The organism is Metabacillus endolithicus (assembly GCF_023078335.1).
Lineage (GTDB): Bacteria > Bacillota > Bacilli > Bacillales > Bacillaceae > Metabacillus > Metabacillus endolithicus.
Map to the genome: position 1 here is coordinate 2,668,956 of NZ_CP095550.1, position 19,950 is coordinate 2,688,905.

Consider the following 19,950-nt stretch of genomic DNA (forward strand, 5'->3'; position numbering starts at 1 on the left):
TATTTTTAAACTCCCTTCCATATCTTTTATAGTAAGAGGATAAAAGGGAGTGGTGAAATGGATCCTATTATAGTTTTTTCTATATTGGGTGGACTCGTATTGATTCTATTGTTTGTCGGAGCACCGATTAAACCCATTCAATGGATCGGTCAACTGTTTGTTAAGATTATAATTGGAGCACTATTATTATTTTTTGTAAATGCATTTGGTACAAGCATAGACTTGCATATTCCAATTAATCTAATAACATCAAGTATCTCTGGGATATTGGGAATCCCCGGATTAGCAGCGCTAATCGTTATAAAAACATTTATTATTGCTTAAAAAACAAGTGGGGATATCCATTTGTTTTTCTTTTTGTGTTGACATGTTTTAAAGAGGGTGTTATATTAGTATTCGTCTTTGAAAAAGGGTAGCTTACTTCTTAGAAAACATCTTTTGAAAATATTTTTAAAAAGTTGTTGACTAAAAGGAAGTTAACGTGATATTATATTAAAGTCGCTTCTGATGAGGCGGGAAAAGTTCTTTGAAAACTAAACAAAACCAAGCGTGCAAAAGTTAATTTCGATTAACAAAAAACGTACTATATAGTACAAACTTTTATGAGCTATATCAACTCTTTATTGGAGAGTTTGATCCTGGCTCAGGACGAACGCTGGCGGCGTGCCTAATACATGCAAGTCGAGCGAACCAATGGGAGCTTGCTCCCTGAGGTTAGCGGCGGACGGGTGAGTAACACGTGGGTAACCTGCCTGTAAGATTGGGATAACTCCGGGAAACCGGAGCTAATACCGGATAACATTTTGAACCGCATGGTTCAAAATTGAAAGATGGTTTCGGCTATCACTTACAGATGGACCCGCGGCGCATTAGCTAGTTGGTGAGGTAACGGCTCACCAAGGCGACGATGCGTAGCCGACCTGAGAGGGTGATCGGCCACACTGGGACTGAGACACGGCCCAGACTCCTACGGGAGGCAGCAGTAGGGAATCTTCCGCAATGGACGAAAGTCTGACGGAGCAACGCCGCGTGAACGATGAAGGCCTTCGGGTCGTAAAGTTCTGTTGTTAGGGAAGAACAAGTACCAGAGTAACTGCTGGTACCTTGACGGTACCTAACCAGAAAGCCACGGCTAACTACGTGCCAGCAGCCGCGGTAATACGTAGGTGGCAAGCGTTGTCCGGAATTATTGGGCGTAAAGCGCGCGCAGGCGGTTTCTTAAGTCTGATGTGAAAGCCCACGGCTCAACCGTGGAGGGTCATTGGAAACTGGGGAACTTGAGTGCAGAAGAGGAGAGTGGAATTCCACGTGTAGCGGTGAAATGCGTAGAGATGTGGAGGAACACCAGTGGCGAAGGCGACTCTCTGGTCTGTAACTGACGCTGAGGCGCGAAAGCGTGGGGAGCGAACAGGATTAGATACCCTGGTAGTCCACGCCGTAAACGATGAGTGCTAAGTGTTAGAGGGTTTCCGCCCTTTAGTGCTGCAGCAAACGCATTAAGCACTCCGCCTGGGGAGTACGGTCGCAAGACTGAAACTCAAAGGAATTGACGGGGGCCCGCACAAGCGGTGGAGCATGTGGTTTAATTCGAAGCAACGCGAAGAACCTTACCAGGTCTTGACATCCTTCGCTACTTCTAGAGATAGAAGGTTCCCCTTCGGGGGACGAAGTGACAGGTGGTGCATGGTTGTCGTCAGCTCGTGTCGTGAGATGTTGGGTTAAGTCCCGCAACGAGCGCAACCCTTGATCTTAGTTGCCAGCATTCAGTTGGGCACTCTAAGGTGACTGCCGGTGACAAACCGGAGGAAGGTGGGGATGACGTCAAATCATCATGCCCCTTATGACCTGGGCTACACACGTGCTACAATGGATGGTACAAAGGGCTGCAAGACCGCGAGGTCAAGCCAATCCCATAAAACCATTCTCAGTTCGGATTGCAGGCTGCAACTCGCCTGCATGAAGCCGGAATCGCTAGTAATCGCGGATCAGCATGCCGCGGTGAATACGTTCCCGGGCCTTGTACACACCGCCCGTCACACCACGAGAGTTTGTAACACCCGAAGTCGGTGGGGTAACCGTAAGGAGCCAGCCGCCTAAGGTGGGACAGATGATTGGGGTGAAGTCGTAACAAGGTAGCCGTATCGGAAGGTGCGGCTGGATCACCTCCTTTCTAAGGAAAATGAGACACGCTTGGTATTTTGTTTAGTTTTGAGAGAACTTTGTTTTCTTTCTATATAGAGATGGGCCTATAGCTCAGCTGGTTAGAGCGCACGCCTGATAAGCGTGAGGTCGATGGTTCGAGTCCATTTAGGCCCACCATCTCAAAAAAATAATGAAAAATGGGGCCTTAGCTCAGCTGGGAGAGCGCCTGCTTTGCACGCAGGAGGTCAGCGGTTCGATCCCGCTAGGCTCCACCAAATATGTTCCTTGAAAACTAGATAACGATAACAATTCAAGTAATTCACTGAGTTTAAACGCTTAGTTTAGTGATTCTCTTAATAATTGATTTAAACGACATCTTCGATGTCAAAGGTTAAGTTGTTAAGGGCGCACGGTGGATGCCTTGGCACTAGGAGCCGATGAAGGACGGTACTAACACCGATATGCTTCGGGGAGCTGTAAGTAAGCTTTGATCCGGAGATTTCCGAATGGGGAAACCCACTGCTCGTAATGGAGTAGTATTTTTACCTGAATACATAGGGTATTAAAGGCAGACCCGGGGAACTGAAACATCTAAGTACCCGGAGGAAGAGAAAGCAAACGCGATTTCCTGAGTAGCGGCGAGCGAAACGGAAGAAGCCCAAACCAAGAGGCTTGCCTCTTGGGGTTGTAGGACACTCTATACGGAGTTACAAAGGAACGGAGTAAATGAAGAGGTCTGGAAAGGCCCGTCAAAGAAGGTAACAACCCTGTAGTTGAAACTTCGTTCCCTCCAGAGTGGATCCTGAGTACGGCGGGACACGTGAAATCCCGTCGGAAGCAGGGAGGACCATCTCCCAAGGCTAAATACTCCCTAGTGACCGATAGTGAACCAGTACCGTGAGGGAAAGGTGAAAAGCACCCCGGAAGGGGAGTGAAAGAGATCCTGAAACCGTGTGCCTACAAGTAGTCAAAGCCCGTTAATGGGTAATGGCGTGCCTTTTGTAGAATGAACCGGCGAGTTACGATCCCGTGCAAGGTTAAGTTGATAAGACGGAGCCGCAGCGAAAGCGAGTCTGAATAGGGCGTGCATAGTACGTGGTCGTAGACCCGAAACCAGGTGATCTACCCATGTCCAGGGTGAAGTTCAGGTAACACTGAATGGAGGCCCGAACCCACGCACGTTGAAAAGTGCGGGGATGAGGTGTGGGTAGCGGAGAAATTCCAATCGAACTTGGAGATAGCTGGTTCTCTCCGAAATAGCTTTAGGGCTAGCCTTGAAATGAGAGTCTTGGAGGTAGAGCACTGATTGGACTAGGGGCCCCCATCGGGTTACCGAATTCAGTCAAACTCCGAATGCCAAAGACTTATGTTCAGGAGTCAGACTGCGAGTGATAAGATCCGTAGTCAAGAGGGAAACAGCCCAGACCACCAGCTAAGGTCCCAAAGTATACGTTAAGTGGAAAAGGATGTGGAGTTGCTTAGACAACCAGGATGTTGGCTTAGAAGCAGCCACCATTTAAAGAGTGCGTAATAGCTCACTGGTCGAGTGACTCTGCGCCGAAAATGTACCGGGGCCTAAACGTATCACCGAAGCTGTGGACTGTTCTTACGAACAGTGGTAGGAGAGCGTTCTAAGGGCTGTGAAGCCAGACCGTAAGGACTGGTGGAGCGCTTAGAAGTGAGAATGCCGGTATGAGTAGCGAAAGAGGGGTGAGAATCCCCTCCACCGAATGCCTAAGGTTTCCTGAGGAAGGCTCGTCCGCTCAGGGTTAGTCGGGACCTAAGCCGAGGCCGAAAGGCGTAGGCGATGGCCAACAGGTTGAAATTCCTGTACCACCTCCTCACCATTTGAGCAATGGGGGGACGCAGAAGGATAGGGTAAGCGCGCTGTTGGATATGCGCGTCCAAGCAGTTAGGCTGACAACGAGGCAAATCCCGTTGTCACATAAGGCTGAGCTGTGATGGCGAGGGAACTATAGTACCGAAGTTCCTGATTCCACACTGCCAAGAAAAGCCTCTAGCGAGGTGAGAGGTGCCCGTACCGCAAACCGACACAGGTAGGCGAGGAGAGAATCCTAAGGTGAGCGAGAGAACTCTCGTTAAGGAACTCGGCAAAATGACCCCGTAACTTCGGGAGAAGGGGTGCTTTTTAGGGTGAATAGCCCGGAAAAGCCGCAGTGAATAGGCCCAGGCGACTGTTTAGCAAAAACACAGGTCTCTGCGAAGCCGCAAGGCGAAGTATAGGGGGCGACGCCTGCCCGGTGCTGGAAGGTTAAGGGGAGAGGTTAGCGCAAGCGAAGCTTTGAACCGAAGCCCCAGTAAACGGCGGCCGTAACTATAACGGTCCTAAGGTAGCGAAATTCCTTGTCGGGTAAGTTCCGACCCGCACGAAAGGCGTAACGATCTGGGCACTGTCTCAACGAGAGACTCGGTGAAATTATAGTACCTGTGAAGATGCAGGTTACCCGCGACAGGACGGAAAGACCCCGTGGAGCTTTACTGTAGCCTGATATTGAATTTTGGTACAGCTTGTACAGGATAGGTAGGAGCCTGAGAAGCCGGAGCGCTAGCTTCGGTGGAGGCGTCGGTGGGATACTACCCTGGCTGTATTGAAATTCTAACCCACAGCCCTGATCGGGCTGGGAGACAGTGTCAGGTGGGCAGTTTGACTGGGGCGGTCGCCTCCTAAAATGTAACGGAGGCGCCCAAAGGTTCCCTCAGAATGGTTGGAAATCATTCGTAGAGTGTAAAGGCACAAGGGAGCTTGACTGCGAGACCTACAAGTCGAGCAGGGACGAAAGTCGGGCCTTAGTGATCCGGTGGTTCCGCATGGAAGGGCCATCGCTCAACGGATAAAAGCTACCCCGGGGATAACAGGCTTATCTCCCCCAAGAGTCCACATCGACGGGGAGGTTTGGCACCTCGATGTCGGCTCATCGCATCCTGGGGCTGTAGTCGGTCCCAAGGGTTGGGCTGTTCGCCCATTAAAGCGGTACGCGAGCTGGGTTCAGAACGTCGTGAGACAGTTCGGTCCCTATCCGTCGTGGGCGTAGGAAATTTGAGAGGAGCTGTCCTTAGTACGAGAGGACCGGGATGGACGCACCGCTGGTGTACCAGTTGTCTTGCCAAAGGCATAGCTGGGTAGCTATGTGCGGAAGGGATAAGTGCTGAAAGCATCTAAGCATGAAGCCCCCCTCAAGATGAGATTTCCCATCACATTAGTGAGTAAGATCCCTGAAAGATGATCAGGTTGATAGGTCAGAGGTGGAAGCGCGGTGACGTGTGGAGCTGACTGATACTAATCGATCGAGGACTTAACCTAATAAAAGAGCGTTAGCTCAGTGAATTGAATTGTGAATCGTTATCTAGTTTTGAAGGAATATTCTTCAAACTAAATATTATTTGGTGATGATGGCGAAGAGGTCACACCCGTTCCCATGCCGAACACGGAAGTTAAGCTCTTCAGCGCCGATGGTAGTTGGGGGTTTCCCCCTGTGAGAGTAGGACGTCGCCAAGTAAGATGAAGAAAAGGTCAGTAGAGATGCTGGTCTTTTTTGTTTTATTAAAAGGTAGTTTAAACCGAAGGTTTGAATATAAGAATTAGAGACAAAGTAAAACTACTAGCCTGAGGCTTGGGAGAAGCAAGAAGGTCAAGGAAGCGCAGAGAGTGAAGACCGGAGTGTGCGGTCTTGGCACATGAGGATCTGAACGAACAAGCTGACGCGGAGATTCGCCGCTTATCGCAAGCCGATAGTCCGAACGCGGAAGTTAAGCTCCTGCGCCGATGGTAGTTGGGGGTTTCCCCCTGTGAGAGTAGGACGTTGCCAAGTAAGATGAAGAAAAGATCAGTAGAGATACTGGTCTTTTTTTGTGTGGTTAAAGGTAGTTAAACCGAAGGTTTGAATATAAGAATTAGAGACAAAGTAAAACTACTAGCCTGAGGCTTGGGAGAAGCAAGAAGGTCAAGGAAGCGCAGAGAGTGAAGACCGGAGTGTGCGGTCTTGGCACATGAGGATCTGAACGAACAAGCTGACGCGGAGATTCGCAGCTTATCGCAAGCCGATAGTCCGAACACGGAAGTTAAGCTCTTGCGCCGATGGTAGTTGGGGGTTTCCCCCTGTGAGAGTAGGACGTCGCCAAGTAAGATGAAGAAAAGATCAGTAGAGATACTGGTCTTTTTTGTGTAGTTATAACATGCTGAAGTTATAGAAATCTGTAGAATCGTAGATAAAATGGAATAATCGAAGATAACTCTCTAATAATCGTTGATAAAGTAGTCAGAATCGAAGATAAACCTGCAATAATCGAAGATAAACATATAAACCACAAACTAAATAGTCCATGGAAGAGAACCTATAGCTTCGGTCTTAAGTAAAAGGCCTGTGTTTACATAGTAATCACAAGCAGAATGAAGCTAGAAGTTTCAAAAAAACAAAGAAAACTCTGTAAAAACCAAAAAGAAGTGCATACCACAAAGAATATGCACTTCATCTATTTATCTTGCTTATCAACTTTATTTCTAACCGACATTATTCTACAAAATCCGGGAAGTGACAGGCACCATCCCTCCAAGCATCACCTTTATGAATATAGCGGCGGGTTTTTTACTCTTCTTAATTTTTCTAAGTAGTATTGGTATTTAGGATCGGATGTTTGTGTGTTTGTTATGTTTTGTTCACATTCTACACAGATAAAACTCGTATAGAGATGAATTCCTGTTTCCTTTTCTTTGTCACATATAATGCAAGTTTCCCCATTTAAATGTTGTAAACTAGTAGAATTCATATTCTCCACCTCCATACCTTTTATTTTGGCCAAAAGTTTATTATTGTATACACAATTATGAATTTAATTATTTTTGTTATCCATATATTATGTAATGGGCATTTATCCGTGATTGTTAATCATTAATTTTTTGAAAAAGATAACTGTACATATTTTCTTCGGTCGATAAGGAAGTTAAGTATTGTTATAATTAGTTTATAGATAATAAAGGACGATGATTATAATATGAAAATGCCTCTTTATTCAGCTTTGCAGAAGCATGCTGAGAGGAATTCAGTATCATTACATGTGCCGGGACATAAAAACGGGACAATCATGTTAAAACAAATGGAGCACGTTTATAAGGATATTTTACGTTATGATGTAACAGAGTTAACTGGTTTAGATGATTTACATGAGGCTAAAGGAGTCATAGCTGAGGCACAACAGTTAACTGCAGAGTTATATGGAGTTGAAAGATCTTATTTTTTAGTTAATGGATCAACCGTTGGAAATCTGGCGATGATAATGGGATCTTGTCTAGAAGGTGAAGAAGTTCTAGTCCAACGCAATTCACATAAATCAATTATACATGGCATTCAGCTTGCTGGAGCTACCCCTATTTTTTTATCACCAAAAGTGGATGAAGATTATCAGGTTCCTAGTTATGTTGAATGCGACAGAGTAAAAAAAGCAATTTCCCTTTATCCAAATGCGAAGGCCTTAATCATAACGAATCCTAACTATTATGGATTAACAGTTCATTTAAAAGAAGTTATTGAATTTGCACATAAATATCATATCCCTGTACTAGTGGATGAGGCACATGGCGCCCACTTTATAGCTGGAAATGGATTTCCGGCGTCTGCGATAGAGGCTGGTGCTGATGTTGTTATTCATTCTGCTCATAAAACTCTACCCGCAATGACAATGGGATCGTATTTACACTTTAATAGCAAGCTTATAGATCGAGAAAAGGTAGAATTTTATTTATCAATGCTGCAAAGTAGTAGTCCGTCATATCCTATCATGGCATCATTGGATATGGCTCGAGGTTATCTGGAAAATATCATAAAAGAGGAAACACAATTTGATATTATAAAATCTGTAGACCTAATAAAAAAGCAGATAAAGGCATTGAATTATTTGGACGTGATTGAAACGAATGATAAACTTATACATTCTGATCCTTTGAAAGTCACAATTCGCTCTACAAATGGATTATCAGGTTATGAGCTACAGAATTATCTAGAACTTCATGGTCTATACGCAGAGTTAGCTAATCCTAATCATGTCCTATTTATTTTGCCATTTGCAAGTGAATGTTCGCTAGGTGAAAAGTTAGCATCAATCCAACCGCCGCCGAAAACTTCAAAGTCGAACATGAATCAAAAAACTTGGAAAGAGTTTGATGGAATTGGCATACATAGATTAGAAAGATCTTATTCATATTTAAAAAAATGTGAAAAGCAAACAGTTTTGTTAGAGGAAGCAGTTGGACATTTTTCTGCCGAATCAATCATTCCATATCCGCCAGGTATTCCTTTCATTATGATAGGACAAACCATTACAGCTGATTTGGTGGATCGCTTAAAAGAACTACTCCAATCAGGTGTAAACATTCAAGGTGACAATAATATTAAACAAGGCAAAATAAGTATCTATAAGAGGTGACTTTTTTGAAAGGTAAATTTATTACATTTGAAGGCCCAGAGGGAGCAGGAAAAACTTCTGTTCTTGAGAAATTGATGAAAGACATAAAGAATATGGATATAGAACCTGTTTTTACAAGGGAGCCTGGGGGCATTCATATTGCTGAGAAAATAAGAGAAGTTATTTTACATAAAGATCATACTGAAATGGATCCTCGAACAGAAGCCTGCTTTATGCAGCAGCAAGAAGGCAGCATTTAGTTGAAAAGGTCATTCCTGCTATAGAGTCAGGTAAAGTTGTTTTTTGTGATCGATTTATTGATAGTTCATTGGCGTATCAAGGGCATGCAAGGGGACTCGGAATTGATGAAGTTTTTTCAATAAATGAATTTGCGATCAATGGAGTAATGCCTGATCTTACTTTTTACTTTAAGATTGACCCTGAGGTAGGCTTCAAAGAATAGCAAAAAGTTCAGAAAGAGAAAAGAACCGTTTGGATTTAGAAAATTTATCGTTTCATCAAAAAGTTCAAGAAGGATACCAAAAAGTTTTAGAGAGGTTTCCAGATCGAATGATCGTTATTGATGCAGAAAAATCTATCGAAGAAGTAGTAAATGATGTAAAAACAGCATTAAAAAGGGTGATTTCTTTTTAAGCATAAGCTATCATGAAATTACCATTAAACAAGCAATGATTCACATAGATGGACATGTTACAATAAAGGGAGGCTTCTATATATGAAGTTAATTATTGTTGTTGTACAGGACCAAGATAGTAATAAACTCTTAAATGCACTCACTGATCATAATTTCCGTGTTACAAAACTATCAAGTTCAGGTGGATTTCTTAAATCCGGTAATACAACATTTATGATTGGTACTGAGGATATTAGAGTTGATAAAGCATTGCAAATTGTTAAGGATAATTGTAAGTCGAGAGAACAGCTTGTGGCACCAGTTTCACCAATGGGAGGAAATGCAGATTCATTTATTCCATACCCGGTTGAAGTAGAGGTTGGGGGAGCAACTGTTTTTGTTCTACCTGTTGAACAATTTCATCAATTTTAAGATTGATTTAGATAATGTCTATATGGCCTTATAAGCCATGGAGGTATATGATGAAGATAAGTCAAGATATAAGATCTACCTTGGATAAAAGAGGAGTGGAGCAAAAGGTTGCTCAAACATCTTCAAAAGGATTCCAAGACTTGATTGTCAAGCAAGGTAATAAGCTGCAAAATGATCAGTTAACGAAGCTGTTGGCAAATATAGATGATGCAGGTCGAAGGTTAGGAAAGTCAAGAAACTTCAGTGATTTATCAAAATATAAGCTTTTAGTTAAAAAGTTTATTCATGAAGCTGTTGAATATGGAATGAACATGAAGCAGTCAAGAAGTTGGGATTATAATGGAAATAGCCGTTCTTTAAAGATTATTGAACAGGTTGATGAGCTATTAATTAATCTTACAGATGAAATGATGAATAAAGAAAGTTCATCAATTGATATTCTTGCAAAAATAGGCGAGGTTAAAGGCTTACTTGTTAACCTCTATACGTAGAGAGTGATGAGTAGTATGAACAAAAACTGGCAAGAACTAGTCACATATCAACCACGTGTGATGAAGTTATTAGCAAATAGTATTCAAAAACAACGGTTAGCACATGCCTATCTGTTTGAAGGAAAGAAAGGGACAGGCAAGAAAGATGCGGGGATTCTTTTAGCAAAAAGTTTCTTTTGTGAAAATCTTCAAACCTATGAACCATGTGATAACTGTAAAAACTGTAGAAGAATAGATTCAGGAAATCACCCTGATGTTCATATTGTAGAACCAGATGGATTATCCATAAAAAAAGGGCAAATTCAAGCTTTGCAAGAAGAGTTTTCAAAGTCTGGAGTAGAGTCCAATAAAAAGCTATATATGATTATTCATGCTGATAAAATGACTGTTAATGCAGCTAACAGCTTATTAAAGTTTTTAGAAGAGCCTAACGCAAACACAATTGCCATTCTAATAACTGAACAGTATCATAAAATATTAAATACAATTCTTTCAAGGTGTCAGCTATTATCTTTTCATCCATTGCAGCCAATTGCCATCCAAGAAACCCTTGAGAAGTCAGGTGTAGCTAAGCATATTGCTGCATTAGTGTCGCAACTAACAAATGACCTTAATGCTGCATTGGACTTAACAAAAGATGATTGGTTTGCGCAGGCCCGATTGAAAGTGATAAAATTGTATGAGGTCCTTATCACTCGAAAAGGACAGGCACCATTATATATACACACGGAGTGGATGAACCACTTTCATGATAAAGATAAGCAAGATACAGGGTTAGACTTGCTATTATATTTATATAAAGATGTCTTATCTATACAAATAGGTAATGAAGAAAATATTATTTATCATGACATCGTTCAGCAAATAAAACAGCATGCCCTTCAAATGACCCAAAGAAGTGTAACAGAGAAGATTACTTCTATATTAGAAGCTAAAAAAAGGCTTCATGCCAATGTGAATCCACAATTACTTATGGAGCAATTGGTTTTAACATTGCAGGAGGGATAAGTTTGTATAATGTTGTAGGTGTTCGCTTTAAAAAGGCGGGCAAAATATATTATTTTGACCCTAATGGTCTTCATATAGATGACGATGATTTTGTCATTGTTGAGACAATTCGAGGAATTGAATATGGTAAAGTTGTTTTAAATAATAAAAAGGTAGAAGAAAATGATGTTGTTTTGCCATTAAAAAAGGTGATTCGTCTTGCTGATGAGAAGGATCGTTTAATGGTTCAGGAAAATCAAGAAGCAGCATCAGAAGCGTATCATGTGTGTCAGAAAAAAGTGTCAGAACACGGACTAGATATGAAGCTAGTTGATGTTGAATATACATTTGACCGCAATAAGGTCATCTTTTACTTTACTGCAGATGGTCGTGTTGACTTTAGAGAATTAGTAAAAGATTTAGCAGCTATTTTCAAAACTAGAATTGAGCTTCGACAAATTGGTGTACGTGACGAAGCAAAAATGCTTGGTGGCATAGGACCTTGCGGACGTATGCTGTGTTGTTCTACTTTTCTAGGTGATTTTGAACCAGTCTCTATTAAAATGGCAAAGGATCAAAATTTATCTTTAAATCCGACGAAAATATCTGGTCTATGTGGTCGTCTTATGTGCTGTTTAAAGTATGAAAACGATGAATATGAATCGGCAAAAGAACAGCTTCCAGACTTAGGAGAAATGATTGAAACACCTAATGGACAAGGCAAAGTCGTTGGTTTGAATATATTAGAGAAAATATTACAGGTAAACCTAGTGGAACAAGAACGCGTGGTTGAATACACTTGGGATGAATTGCAGAAAGAAGGCGTAGTTCCAATGCAATCCACAGATTAACGAGGTGGAACAAGTGGATAAGAAGGAGATATTTGAATCTGTCAGCAGTATGGAAGAGCAAATCGGATCTCTATATACTCAATTAGGTGAACTAAAGCAGCATCTGGCTGAACTTATTGAGGAAAATCATCATTTACAAATAGAAAATGAGAACTTGCGCCGACGCTTAGATTCAACAATAACAAATACAAAAAGTACGGTAAAAACAAAAAAAACAAAATCAAAAGAAAAACAGCAAAAGAAGCAGAATTCAGTTGATATAGGTGAAGGGTATGATAATTTAGCAAGACTGTATCAAGAGGCTTTCATATTTGTAATTTACATTATGGAAGCATTCGCAAAGATGGTGATTGTTTATTTTGCTTATCATTCTTAAATAAGAAATAATAAACTGACTCATATTGATTATGTGTCAGTCTTTTTTTTACTATTAGAAAGTATAGAAGTGAAGTCTATCATCATAAGTACTTGGAGTTAAGCCAACTTTATATAAAGCATAGAATAGAGCGCTTAAAAAGGAGCATTGAGAAAGATGGTTAAGTTAATAGGTGACGAAAGATTGGATTATTTATTAGCTGAAAATTTAAGAATTATCCAAAGTCCAACAGTTTTTTCCTTTTCATTAGATGCTGTATTACTTTCTAGATTTGCCTATATGCCTATTCAAAAAGGAAAGATCATTGATTTATGTACGGGTAATGGGATTGTCCCTCTTATTCTTAGTACAAGAACAAAAGGAAGTATTGTAGGTGTAGAGATTCAAGAAAGACTGTATGAAATGGCCATAAGAAGTGTTGAATATAACAAGTTAGAAAATCAAATAAAGCTTATTCATGGAGATTTAAAAGACATGCCAAATGAGTTTGGATATGGAAAGTTTGACGTTGTGACATGCAACCCTCCTTATTTTAAAACTCCTGCTAAAGATAAACAAAATCTTAATGAACATCTCGCCATTGCAAGACATGAAATTTTATGTACATTAGAAGATGTGATAAGAGTTTGTAGTCAACTTGTGAAACAAGGCGGAAAAGTTGCAATCGTTCATAGACCAGGGAGAATGGTTGATATAACAGAACTAATGAGAAAATATGGGATAGAGCCAAAAAGGATACAATTTGTTTATCCAAAACAAGGGAAAGAAGCAAATACACTCCTAATTGAAGGAATAAAAGGTGGACAAGCAGATTTGAAGTTAGTGCCTCCGATCTTTGTGTATGATGAGAATCATGAATATACGCCGGTTATAAAGAAAATATTATATGGATCCGAGAACGGTTAACACTAAGGAGAAGGATAAATGGGCCACCATTATTTTTATGTGTTAGAGTGCAGTGATGGAAGCTATTATGCTGGATATACAGTTGATTTAGAGAAACGAATTCAAAAACATAATGATGGAAAAGGTGCTAAGTATACGAGAGGAAGAACTCCTGTGAAACTTTTATATTCTGAGGAGTATGACTCTAAAGGTGATGCACTAAGGATGGAGATTCGTTTTAAAAAGTTAGCAAAGGAAAAAAAGAAACGATACATAGAGAGCAGGTAATAAATATGATAAAAACTCAAAAAAGCTTTCAACATGAAGAAAGTAAAATCGGAAACTTGTATTTAGTACCAACTCCGATTGGAAATCTTGAGGATATGACATTTCGCGCAATTAAGGTGTTAAAAGAAGTTGATTTAATTGCAGCTGAAGATACGAGACAATCAAAAAAGTTATGTAATCATTTTGAGATCTCTACACCTATCTTTAGCTATCATGAACATAATAAAGAAACTAGTGGACATCGTGTTATTGAGTATTTACAACAAAATAAAGATATAGCTTTAATTAGTGATGCGGGAATGCCAACTATTTCAGATCCTGGAAGTGAATTAGTGAAACAGGTCCTGGATATAGGAGGAAAGGTAATCCCATTACCGGGTGCAAATGCAGCATTAACAGCTCTTATTGGATCAGGAATTACACCCCAACCGTTTTTCTTTTTTGGGTTTTTAGATCGACAAAAAAAGGAAAAGCGAAATCAATTAGAGTCACTGCGTATCCGGAAAGAAACAATTATTTTATACGAGTCCCCACATCGCCTTAAAGAAACATTACAACTTATGCATGAAAGTCTAGGAAATCGTTCAATTTGTTTATCAAGAGAATTAACTAAGAAATTTGAAGAATTTATTCGTGGAAGCATAGAGGATGTATTGAAGTGGACTGAGGAAACAGAAATTCGCGGAGAATTTTGTATCATTATTGAAGGTTCTAATGAAGATATATTAGTTGAGGAAGACATTTGGTGGGATTCACTATCAATGAAAGAACATGTTGAACATTATATAAATGAGGGTTTATCATCAAAAGATGCAATTAAAAAGGTTGCAACTGAAAGAAAGATTCAAAAGAGAGATGTTTATCAAGCATTTCATGTAGAATAAGAAAAGGGATCATGGTTGATCCCTTTTTTTACTATCAGGATTAAAAACTAAGTGTAATAACCAAGTTACTTATCTGATTATATATATCGTAATCTAAAGATTAGAATTATTTATTAATTAATTGATTTTTAATTTCAGATAAAATTTGTTCAGCACCTTCACGGCTTAAAACTAATTTTCCATTTGCTAACGCTAAGTTATCATCAGAAACTTCACCAGTAATTTGGCAAGTCATATTAGGTTTGTATTTTTTTAAGATGATTTTATCATCATCAACATATATTTCTAATGCATCTTTTTCTGCAATTCCTAGTGTGCGGCGAAGCTCGATTGGAATAACAACACGCCCTAATTCGTCAACTTTACGTACAATTCCTGTAGATTTCATTTTAATGATCTCCTCTCAATCTATATATGCTCTATATTTTTGATAAACTTCGTCAATATTCGACAAAAAATGATTTGAATTAAGCATATCAGTGTTTCCAATAAACGTCAATCATTTTTACTCTATTTTGATGTAAAAATATAGGGGAATTCTTTTGGAAAACTGATATAACAAGGTTTACTTAGTTATTTACCCGAATAATATGTAAGTAAAACCTATAAATGGAAGATAATTGATATACATTTTATTACAAAATTTACATTTTCATTAGGTAAGTTTCGACAAAAGCCTAGGTGCTTTCGACAAAATTCAATAGGATCATGTCGAATGGCTGAAATAGAAAAACTTTAGGTATATATTCTTGATATTAAGGGCTAAGATGGTATCATAAAGAGTATGAAAAAGTTTGAGGTGGATAGGTTAGTAATGTCAATCTACCTGAGTACATAAAAAGCCTAATGAAATCACAGGACTTGATCAAATGAATATGATGTTGAATAAACCATACTAAATCGCTCTCGTCCTTAGGGGCGAGGGCGTTTTTGCTAGAACACTACATAATAGTTAGTTAGTTTTGAGGAGGTTACATAATGGAAAATAATCAAAAAACATTTTATATTACCACTCCTATTTATTATCCGAGTGGAAAACTTCACATTGGACATGCTTATACAACAGTAGCAGGAGATGCAATGGCTCGTTATAAGCGTATGCGAGGCTTTGATGTTATGTATTTAACAGGAACGGACGAGCATGGTCAAAAGATTCAACGTAAAGCAGAAGAAAGTAATATTACACCTCAAGAATATGTAGATGAGATTGTATCAGGAATTAAAGAACTTTGGAAGAAAATGGACATTTCTTACGACGATTTTATTCGTACTACTGAAGAACGTCATAAAGTGGTTGTTGAAAAAGTATTTTCTAAACTTGTTGAACAAGGTGATATCTATTTGGATGAGTATGAGGGCTGGTACTCAGTTCCGGATGAAACGTTTTATACAGAACTGCAGTTAGTGGACCCAATTAAGGAAAATGGAAAAATTGTTGGTGGTAAAAGTCCGGATAGTGGTCATCCAGTCGAATTAGTTAAAGAGGAATCTTACTTCTTTAGAATGAGCAAGTATGCCGACCGCTTGTTAGCTTATTATGAAGAAAACCCTGAATTCATTCAACCAGAATCAAGGAAGAATGAAATGATTAATAACTTCATTAAACCGGGTCTAGAAGATTTAGCTGTTTCTCGTACAACATTTGATTGGGGAGTAAAGGTACCTGGCGATCCAAAGCATGTTATATACGTTTGGATAGATGCACTTTCTAATTACATTACAGCTCTTGGTTATGGTACAGAGAATGATGAGAAGTATAAAAAATATTGGCCAGCTAACGTTCATATAGTAGGAAAAGAAATTGTACGTTTCCATACAATTTATTGGCCAATTATGTTAATGGCGTTAGATTTACCTCTTCCTAAAAAAGTATTTGCTCATGGTTGGTTGCTAATGAAAGACGGTAAAATGTCAAAATCAAAAGGTAATGTTGTTGATCCTGTTACCTTAATTGATAAGTATGGCTTGGATGCACTTCGTTATTACCTTTTAAGAGAAGTACCATTTGGATCTGATGGTGTCTTTACTCCGGAAGGATTTATAGATCGTGTTAATTATGATTTAGCGAATGATTTAGGAAACTTACTAAATCGAACGGTAGCAATGATTGATAAATACTTTGAGGGTAAAGTTCCAACATATAATGGTTATCAAACAGAGTATGATGAACCTCTAGTGAAAGCATCACAAGATATGCTTAAAAAGTATGAAGATTCAATGGAAAGAATGGAGTTCTCCATTGCCCTTTCTTCTTTATGGCAATTTGTTAGTCGAACAAATAAATATATTGATGAAACGCAACCATGGGTATTGGCCAAAAATGAAGAAGATCGTGAAAAATTAGCTTCTGTCATGGTTCACCTTGCAGAATCATTACGAGTCATTGCTGTGCTATTAAAGCCATTCTTAACTGAAACACCAGTGAAGATTTTTAGTCAGCTTGGTATAGAGGATCAGGATCTTCAAAATTGGGATAGCCTTACTTCATTTGGACAAATAAATGGAACAAAAGTGAATAAACAAGCACCGATTTTCCCTCGACTTGAAGTAGAAGAGGAAGTTGCCTATATTAAGGAACAAATGAAAGGTTCTGCACCAGTGGAAGAAAAGAAAGAAGAAATAGCAGCTCCTGAAACGATGGAAGAAATTACAATAGATGACTTTATGAAGGTTGATCTTCGTGTAGCAGAGGTCATTCATGCTGAACCTGTGAAAAAAGCCGATCGTTTATTAAAAATTCAATTAGATTTAGGTTATGAGAAAAGACAAGTAGTATCTGGAATTGCAAAACACTATAAGCCAGAAGATTTAATTGGTAAAAAGGTGATTTGTGTTGTGAATCTAAAGCCAGTAAAACTGCGTGGTGAGCTTTCTCAAGGTATGATTCTGGCAGGTTCACAAGGTGATATGCTCTCAGTAGCTACAGTTGATGCTGATCTTCCTAATGGTTCAAGGGTAAAATAAAAAGTCTACATTAAAAAGAGTTAATAATAAGTAATAGCTGAAATATCCTGTGGATAGCACAAAGGGAGGTTACAGTCCAAATCCTGTTTTCTCCCTAAGGTATTTCATTCTCGAATAAAAATGATAATTGTCTAAAAAGCAAAAAAAATGGGTGTTCCACGTGTAACAATTTGTAGAACACCTTTTTGTTTTGTCGAATAGAATGAGGAAGGGAGTTAGTCATAGTGCTTTTTGATACACATGCACATTTAAATGCTGTGCAATTTGAGGGAGATTTAGAAGAGGTTATCGAACGTGCTACAAGTGAGGGTGTTTCACATATTGTTGTTGTAGGTTTTGATCATGAAACGATTAAAAGAGCAATGGAGTTAATAGAACAGTATGATATGATCTATGCTGCAATAGGCTGGCATCCTGTAGATGCAATAGATATGACAGAAGAAGACCTAAGTTGGATTAGGGAATTGTCACAACATCCTAAAGTAGTTGCTATTGGAGAAATGGGATTAGACTATTATTGGGATAAATCACCAAAAGAAATACAAAAAGAAGTGTTCCGGAAGCAAATTCAGTTAGCAAAAGAAGTGAATCTGCCAATTATTATTCATAACCGTGATGCAACTGAGGATGTTGTGAAAATATTGCAGGAGGAGAATGCTAGTGAAGTTGGAGGGATAATGCACTGTTTTACAGGTAGTTTAGAGGTTGCAAAACAGTGTATGGAGATGAATTTCTATATTTCATTTGGTGGACCAGTAACATTTAAGAATGCAAAGAAACCAAAGGAAGTAGTGAAAGAAATTCCAATGGACCGATTATTAATCGAAACAGATTGCCCTTATTTAACTCCCCACCCATATAGAGGAAAACGTAATGAACCGAGTTATGTGAGATATGTGGCTGAACAGATTTCTGAGTTAAGAGGAGTAAGTTTTGAAGAAATTGCAGAGAAAACGTCCGACAATGCAATGAAAGTATTCGCATAACTCGATAACGAACGTTGTCGAGTTATGGAAGAGCTTGTCCACTTAAAGGATAAATCAATAAGTTCTACATGTCTATTTTTCCTCATAGTATATCTTTGTCGATAACTCTTGCTTCACTTTTTCCATAATTTTAAGCATAATTATGAATACGTTGGAAAAATGAGACAACGTCAGAAGGGTTGACAAGAAGAAAGATACTCTATATAATCCACGAGGAAGAAGGAGGCGGTTTTCATTTTCAGCAAAAATGTAAAAAAGCTGTTTTCCGAGAAAGTGTTAAAAAACAAATTTGTCCTATCCGCTACTAGTTTACTAGTATTGGGAACCGGTACTGCATTTGGTACATACGAGATGACGAAAGAAACAGTCTTACTTACCGTAAACGGTAAAGAGGAGAGAGTTCGTACTCATGCAGAAACTGTAAATGATTTGCTAGAAGAAAGAGATATAGATACAAGGAAAGAAGATGACATATTACCTTCAGTCGATCAAAAGATTAAAGATAATATGGAAATCACCTATAAAGCAGCAAAGCCAATTAAAGTTGCAATGGGTGATGAACGAAGGACAATTTGGACAACAGCGGATACAGTAAAAGAACTGATACAGCAAGAAAACCTGGATGTCACAGAGCATGATCAAATTAAACCAGCTTTAGATACAGTAATAGAAAGCGATTTGTCATTAACAATTGATAAAGCATTTCAGATTACACTAAATGTTGGCGGAGAAAAACAACAAGTATGGACGACTTCGACTACTGTCGCTGACTTTTTAAAAAATCAAAACGTTACATTAAATGAATTAGATAAAGTTGAACCGGCTCTGACAGAAGAAGTAGCTGAAAAGAGAGATATTACGGTTACACGGGTAGAAAAAGTCACCGATGTAGTGGAAGAACCAATAGCCTTTGATGTTGTAACTAAAAAAGATAACAACATAGAAAAAGGAAGTCAAAAAGTGCTTGAGTCCGGTAAAGAAGGAAAGCAAGAGAAACACTTTGAAGTTATTTTGGAAAATGGAAAAGAAATATCTAGGAAACTACTTAAAACAGAAAAAATCCAAGAAAGTGAAGATCGTGTGGTTGCTTTAGGTACAAAGGTAGTGCAACAAACAAGCACCGTATCTCGTGGAAATGATTCTGTTGCAAGGGAATTTTATGTAACTTCAACAGCATATACAGCAAGCTGTAATGGTTGTTCAGGTACAACAGCTACAGGTATTAACTTACGTGCCAATCCTAACGCTAAGGTTATTGCAGTTGATCCTAATGTGATTCCGTTGGGAACTAAGGTTTACGTCGAAGGCTATGGATATGCAGTTGCTGGAGATACAGGTTCCGCTATTAAAGGGAATAAAATTGATGTATTCTTCCCTTCAAAATCAGCTGCCTATCGATGGGGTTCGAAGAGAGTAAAAATTAAAATTTTAGAATAGATCATAACAGAGGATGTTTAGTCCTCTGTTTTTTATTTATTTTCCATTACTAAACGGTAAACCTTTTGTTCAAACTCAGAGCATTGTATACTGTTTATATTCTCTTTAGGTAAGAATAGATAATAAGAATGAAGTTCTTCACTACATAAGACGTAATAAAAGTGAAAAAAGTTTCA

At 39.1% G+C, this 19,950-nt stretch carries 14 protein-coding genes, 2 tRNA genes, 3 rRNA genes and 2 pseudogenes; 19 read left to right on the plus strand and 2 right to left on the minus strand.

The features are described 5' to 3' along the window. Positions 1–57 precede the first annotated feature (57 nt). The 6 genes from MVE64_RS13635 to rrf all read left to right on the plus strand — a co-directional run bounded on the left by MVE64_RS13635 (position 58) and on the right by rrf (position 5,659). Entirely contained in the window at positions 58–324 is a 267-nt protein-coding gene (locus MVE64_RS13635; protein ID WP_247338996.1) for a pro-sigmaK processing inhibitor BofA family protein, read from the plus strand. Positions 325–620: 296 nt separating this feature from the next. Next, positions 621–2,170 (plus strand): 16S ribosomal RNA (locus tag MVE64_RS13640). Between the two features lie 72 nt (positions 2,171–2,242). Further along, positions 2,243–2,319, plus strand: a tRNA-Ile gene (locus MVE64_RS13645). A 22-nt stretch (positions 2,320–2,341) separates the two neighbouring features. Beyond that, positions 2,342–2,417 (plus strand) — tRNA-Ala (locus MVE64_RS13650). A gap of 114 nt (positions 2,418–2,531) precedes the next feature. Beyond that, positions 2,532–5,464: ribosomal RNA gene (locus MVE64_RS13655) — 23S ribosomal RNA — on the plus strand. A 79-nt stretch (positions 5,465–5,543) separates the two neighbouring features. Further along, positions 5,544–5,659 (plus strand): 5S ribosomal RNA (rrf, locus tag MVE64_RS13660). The 16S, 23S and 5S rRNA genes sit together here with 2 tRNA genes alongside, the layout of an rRNA operon. A gap of 1,064 nt (positions 5,660–6,723) precedes the next feature. Here the strand turns inward: rrf and MVE64_RS13665 are convergent. Beyond that, complete coding sequence (locus MVE64_RS13665; RefSeq protein ID WP_247338998.1) at positions 6,724–6,927, minus strand: sigma factor G inhibitor Gin; 204 nt, start codon at positions 6,925–6,927, stop codon at positions 6,724–6,726. A gap of 225 nt (positions 6,928–7,152) precedes the next feature. On the opposite strand from MVE64_RS13665, the gene MVE64_RS13670 reads away from it, so the two are divergent. From MVE64_RS13670 to rsmI, 10 genes and pseudogenes are all read left to right on the plus strand, one after another. Beyond that, positions 7,153–8,580: an aminotransferase class I/II-fold pyridoxal phosphate-dependent enzyme gene (locus MVE64_RS13670; protein WP_247339000.1), complete on the plus strand. Its 1,428-nt coding sequence runs from the start codon at positions 7,153–7,155 to the stop codon at positions 8,578–8,580. 5 nt (positions 8,581–8,585) lie between these two features. Then, positions 8,586–9,213: pseudogene (gene tmk, locus MVE64_RS13675) on the plus strand (dTMP kinase). A gap of 82 nt (positions 9,214–9,295) precedes the next feature. Then, complete coding sequence (locus tag MVE64_RS13680; RefSeq protein ID WP_247339002.1) at positions 9,296–9,625, plus strand: cyclic-di-AMP receptor; 330 nt, start codon at positions 9,296–9,298, stop codon at positions 9,623–9,625. Positions 9,626–9,675: 50 nt separating this feature from the next. Beyond that, positions 9,676–10,116, plus strand: a complete 441-nt coding sequence (locus MVE64_RS13685) for a YaaR family protein (RefSeq protein ID WP_098795119.1) — start codon at positions 9,676–9,678, stop codon at positions 10,114–10,116. 15 nt (positions 10,117–10,131) lie between these two features. Further along, positions 10,132–11,124 carry a DNA polymerase III subunit delta' gene (gene holB / locus MVE64_RS13690; RefSeq protein WP_247339003.1) on the plus strand — a complete coding sequence of 331 codons (993 nt, stop codon included), beginning with the start codon at positions 10,132–10,134 and terminating at the stop codon, positions 11,122–11,124. Positions 11,125–11,126: 2 nt separating this feature from the next. After that, the gene (gene ricT / locus MVE64_RS13695; protein ID WP_098795117.1) at positions 11,127–11,954 is read left to right on the plus strand and encodes a competence/sporulation regulator complex protein RicT; all 828 of its coding nucleotides are present in this window, start codon (positions 11,127–11,129) and stop codon (positions 11,952–11,954) included. Positions 11,955–11,967: 13 nt separating this feature from the next. Next, positions 11,968–12,341, plus strand: a pseudogene (gene yabA / locus MVE64_RS13700) (DNA replication initiation control protein YabA). 145 nt (positions 12,342–12,486) lie between these two features. After that, positions 12,487–13,236, plus strand: coding sequence for a tRNA1(Val) (adenine(37)-N6)-methyltransferase (locus MVE64_RS13705; protein ID WP_247339005.1), 750 nt, complete (start codon positions 12,487–12,489; stop codon positions 13,234–13,236). 18 nt (positions 13,237–13,254) lie between these two features. Continuing rightward, positions 13,255–13,503: a GIY-YIG nuclease family protein gene (locus MVE64_RS13710; RefSeq protein ID WP_247339007.1), complete on the plus strand. Its 249-nt coding sequence runs from the start codon at positions 13,255–13,257 to the stop codon at positions 13,501–13,503. Positions 13,504–13,508: 5 nt separating this feature from the next. After that, positions 13,509–14,387 carry a 16S rRNA (cytidine(1402)-2'-O)-methyltransferase gene (gene rsmI / locus MVE64_RS13715; RefSeq protein WP_247339009.1) on the plus strand — a complete coding sequence of 293 codons (879 nt, stop codon included), beginning with the start codon at positions 13,509–13,511 and terminating at the stop codon, positions 14,385–14,387. A gap of 106 nt (positions 14,388–14,493) precedes the next feature. Here the strand turns inward: rsmI and abrB are convergent, their stop codons facing one another. Further along, entirely contained in the window at positions 14,494–14,781 is a 288-nt protein-coding gene (gene abrB, locus MVE64_RS13720; protein WP_098795112.1) for a transition state genes transcriptional regulator AbrB, read from the minus strand. A 584-nt stretch (positions 14,782–15,365) separates the two neighbouring features. Here abrB and metG point away from each other — a divergent pair. From metG to MVE64_RS13735, 3 genes are all read left to right on the plus strand, one after another. After that, complete coding sequence (gene metG / locus MVE64_RS13725) at positions 15,366–17,351, plus strand: methionine--tRNA ligase (protein WP_247339011.1); 1,986 nt, start codon at positions 15,366–15,368, stop codon at positions 17,349–17,351. Between the two features lie 224 nt (positions 17,352–17,575). Beyond that, positions 17,576–18,337 carry a TatD family hydrolase gene (locus MVE64_RS13730; protein WP_247339013.1) on the plus strand — a complete coding sequence of 254 codons (762 nt, stop codon included), beginning with the start codon at positions 17,576–17,578 and terminating at the stop codon, positions 18,335–18,337. Between the two features lie 273 nt (positions 18,338–18,610). Further along, positions 18,611–19,774, plus strand: coding sequence for a resuscitation-promoting factor (locus tag MVE64_RS13735; RefSeq protein ID WP_247339015.1), 1,164 nt, complete (start codon positions 18,611–18,613; stop codon positions 19,772–19,774). Positions 19,775–19,950 lie beyond the last annotated feature (176 nt).